The 3,656-nt window shown below is 58.5% G+C and carries 2 protein-coding genes and 1 pseudogene; all 3 read right to left on the bottom strand.

Translation table 11 applies throughout. The annotated features are described in order from the left end of the window. Nucleotides 1-230: 230 nt before the first annotated feature. Nucleotides 231-1,853, bottom strand: a complete 1,623-nt coding sequence (locus tag LC354_RS26910) for an amidohydrolase family protein (RefSeq protein WP_223429016.1) — start codon at nucleotides 1,851-1,853, stop codon at nucleotides 231-233. Between the two features lie 164 nt (nucleotides 1,854-2,017). Continuing rightward, nucleotides 2,018-2,683 (bottom strand): DUF3299 domain-containing protein, encoded by a 666-nt coding sequence (locus LC354_RS26905; protein WP_223429015.1) that lies wholly within the window; start codon nucleotides 2,681-2,683, stop codon nucleotides 2,018-2,020. A 31-nt stretch (nucleotides 2,684-2,714) separates the two neighbouring features. Beyond that, nucleotides 2,715-3,656 (bottom strand): annotated as a pseudogene (locus LC354_RS26900) (aminoacylase); the annotation flags it as partial.

Genomic DNA, 3,656 nt, shown 5'->3' with positions numbered 1-3,656 from the left:
CCGTATGCCGGGCCGAAGGTAGCCGCCGCGGAAACTGCGAGGGCTGCGATAACATGACGATATTTCATTTTTGGTTTCTCCTTCTGTGAGATGAGGTCCGGGACTGTCCCGTTCGATTTTGAAAGACCGTGACGCGCGGCGCCGCGCGCACCAGACCTGCGCCAACAGGCAGCCAAGACGGCGGAGATCTAAAAACCGCATGATCCCGCCTCAGCGCGTCAGGCTCAGTTTCAGTCGTTCACCGGAAAGATGGGCGTGACTTCGGGCGTCGCCGTCGTGAACTCGGCTTTCCACGCCTCTATCGAAACCGGCTCGAAGCGCGGCTTGGCCTCGGGTTCAAACCGGATCGGCTGACCGGCGAAGACGCCGAGCAATTCGTCGTCACGCACGGTGACCTGACCGTTGACGATCACGGCCTTGAAGCCCGTCGAAGGGACCGTGGCATTTCGATAGGTCGAATTGTCGGTGACAAGTTCGGGGTCAAACACCACGATATCTGCAACCATCCCGGTCTGGATACGGCCACGCTCCTGCATCGCCTTCAGACCCGTATCGCCCAGATGTTTGGCCGCGTTGTAGCTGAGGATCGACAACAGCTGCATCATCGGGATGTTGTTTTCCCGTCCCAACCGCAATGAAATACTGCGGGTGCCGGATGTGCGGGGATGGGAGGCGCCCAGTTGGTCAAACGGGAAATCCCACGGGCCGAAAATCGGCTCGGCAGTAACCGAGTCACTGGCCACGGTCACGCCCTTGAGCGACAGCCATTTCGGCAGGTCTTCCTCCGCCGCCTTGTAGAGAATGATCAGCTTGGTCGGGTCGGATTCCATATCGGCATTGTATCTGTCCAGGTCATAGAATTCACCTGTGATCGGATCTTGCAGGGTGTCCTCATAGCGGTGGCCCATTCTACCGACCCAGTTGTCGGGTGCCAAGAAAACCGCATTCAAAAAGGTCGTGCCGCCCGTGTAGGGATAGACTTCGCCCCAAACATTGTGCCCCGCGTCCCGAAGGCGGGACAGCAGTTCGGTGGTTAACTGCCAACCGGGGTTGTTGAAGTGCAGAGCGATGGCCGGCGCACCCAGGGCCACCGCATTGAGGAGGAGTTCCTGCTGGCCGAGGTTCTCCATAGTGTCGTTATCAGGGGTGAAGCGGGTGTGCGCGCCGGTCAAACGTCCATAGCGCGCCCCGACTTTCTGCACCTCGAACATCTCGCGCGAGGAAACGCCATCCCGCATGTATCCCAAGGTGCTGGCGACGCCGAGCGCGCCATCCTGAAGGCCCTTGTCGATGATCTCGAGAATTTCGTTGCCTTGCTCGAGGGTTGCGCGATTGAGGCTCCACCCATTTTTCTTTCGGGACTCCATGACGGCCATGGGGCCTCTCTCGTAGATCTCATCGCTCATCTTGCCGTCGATCACCATAGCGCGGGCAGATTCGTGGCTGGAACCGCAGCCATAATTGCCTTGGGTGACACCGGCGCGGGCCTCGTACCATTTTGCAATGAACGTCCCGGGACAGCCGAGTTCAATATCCATGGCGCTGGTCAGCCCGTCGCGCAACCCGAGGGCATAGCCAAGCGGTGCCTGCCAGTGGAAGTGCGTGTCGACGAAACCCGGCCCAACGATATGGCCCGTGGCGTCCACCGTCTCTGTACCCGTGATTGCATCCTTGGTGATCGCAACAATCCGGCCGTCCTTGATGCCGACATTGGCGACATCGTCATACAGCGTTTCGGGGTCCATGACGCGACCGTTGTTGATCACAAGATCGTAGTCTTGCGCCAAGGCAGGCACAGCCCAGATGACACTCATCAAAAGGGTCCCGGCCAGTAGATGTCTTTGCTTCTTCATCGGTAAATCCTTTTAGAGTTTAGCTTCTATAAATCGCTTTGATATTCGGCGAGCGACTGTCTTGAATGCGTCACCAGCGTATCAATCCTGTTGCCTCAATGCAGCGCTGCCCGGCGCCGTCAGCAACGTTCAAGCCCCGCGGCAAGGACCCGGTCCTTCCGGCTTCAACCGTCCGTTAAATCGACAGTTTCGGCATACAAGGTCCAGCCACTCAGCATGCGCGACTCCCCGTCGAGGACGAAAATGGTCTCATCACTTGGCTCAACGCGCAGTAGCCCCGTCACCCGAACCGGCAAATAAAGCGACTCCACCTGCTGATCTGCCCGCAGCCGCACCCGCACAAGCTGGTTCGGCGGCGGTGGCGGAAGGTGACTGCACATTCCGACCTGCGGGACCAGATAGCCGAACCCGCTGCCATCCGCAGCCTGCGGCGCAGGAATGATGTAGCCGGATATCGAAACCTCGACCCCATCGAAAATTGGATTTTGAGCCATGAGGGCATTCCGTCGCTTCTTGGCGACGTCCCAGCGTTGTTCCAGCAACACATCTACATCGTGACCATTCGTTTCGAGCTTTTCCTGCGCAGCAGCCCGGCGGGCCTCCAGACGCGTCCGTGTCTCCTCATCAAGATCAATGCCGACGAGCTTCTCGTCCGACTGAACCAGTACTTTCAGTTCGTTCAGCATGTCGCTCCCCATGGCTGCATAGGGGTCTTCAAAGGCAACGGCGAACGGGTCCGCCAAGTCGGAAAACGCGACGGCTTCCGGTTCTGCCATTGTTTGAGTGGCGACCCAAAGGGCCGCCACAAAGACAGAGATCAAAAACCGCATGTTCCCGCCTCCTTGCTCAGATTTCTCACCATCAGTTTTCGACTTTCTGCGGAAAGGCACCCGTGAAGTCAGATGGCAAAGGCATTCCGGTCGAGAATTCGGCATTCCACGCCTCTTCCGAGATCGGTTCGAAGCGTGGCTTTTCTTCGGGGTCAAACCGGATCGGCTGACCCGCGAAAACAGGAAGCAGCACATCGTCACGCACAGTGACCTGACCGTTGACGATCACGGCTTTCATGCCCGTCGAAGGGATATTGCCCTGTTCGTAGGTTGAATTGTCCGTGAAGCGTTCAGGATCAAAGACCACGATATCGGCAACCATGCCCGTCTGGATGCGGCCGCGTTCTTGCATGGATTTCAGGCCGATCGCGCCCAGATGCTTGGCAGCGTTGTAGCTGAGGATCGACATCAGCTGCATCATCGGGATGTCGTTTTCCCGACCGAGCCTGATCGTCGCGCCTCGGGCACCGGCCGTGCGCGGGTGCGTGCCACCCAACTCTTCCAGAGGGTAATCCCACGGGGCGTCATACGGCATGGCACCAACCGCATCGCTGGCCATGGTCACGCCTTTCAGCGTCAGCCATTTCGCCTCGTTTTCTTTGGGCTGCTTAAAGATGACGATTGGTCTGGCGGGTTCGGACGCAACGGTCTCCTTGTAAGTCTCCAAGGTATAGTACTCACCCGTGACCGGATCCAGCATGGTATCTTCATAGCGTCTGCCAAATTCGTCGATCCAGACCTCAGGCTCCAGGAACTCGGCATTAATCGTGGTGGAACCCGCAGCGTAGGGATAGATTTCCCCCCAGATTTTGTGGCCCTGTTCCTGCAGGCCGATAACCAATTCGTGTGCAAGCTGCCAGCCGTCGTTGTTGAAGTGCAGCACGATCGCCGGGGCGCCAAGCGCCACGGCGTTGGCAATGAGTTCCTGCGCACCGTTATTCTCGGCCGTGTCGGTGCCCAGCGTATAGCGTGT

This window comes from Tateyamaria pelophila (assembly GCF_019966495.1).
GTDB classification, from domain to species: domain Bacteria; phylum Pseudomonadota; class Alphaproteobacteria; order Rhodobacterales; family Rhodobacteraceae; genus Tateyamaria; species Tateyamaria pelophila.
The sequence above is the reverse complement of the archived record's forward strand: the minus strand, read 5'-3'. Positions and strand labels throughout refer to the sequence as shown.

What these genes read in the sequence shown, in the direction of transcription:
- LC354_RS26910 (WP_223429016.1), bottom strand. Translation starts at nt 1,853, where the DNA reads ATGAAGAAGCAAAGACATCTACTGGCCGGGACCCTTTTGATGAGTGTC.
- LC354_RS26905 (WP_223429015.1), bottom strand. Translation starts at nt 2,683, where the DNA reads ATGCGGTTTTTGATCTCTGTCTTTGTGGCGGCCCTTTGGGTCGCCACT.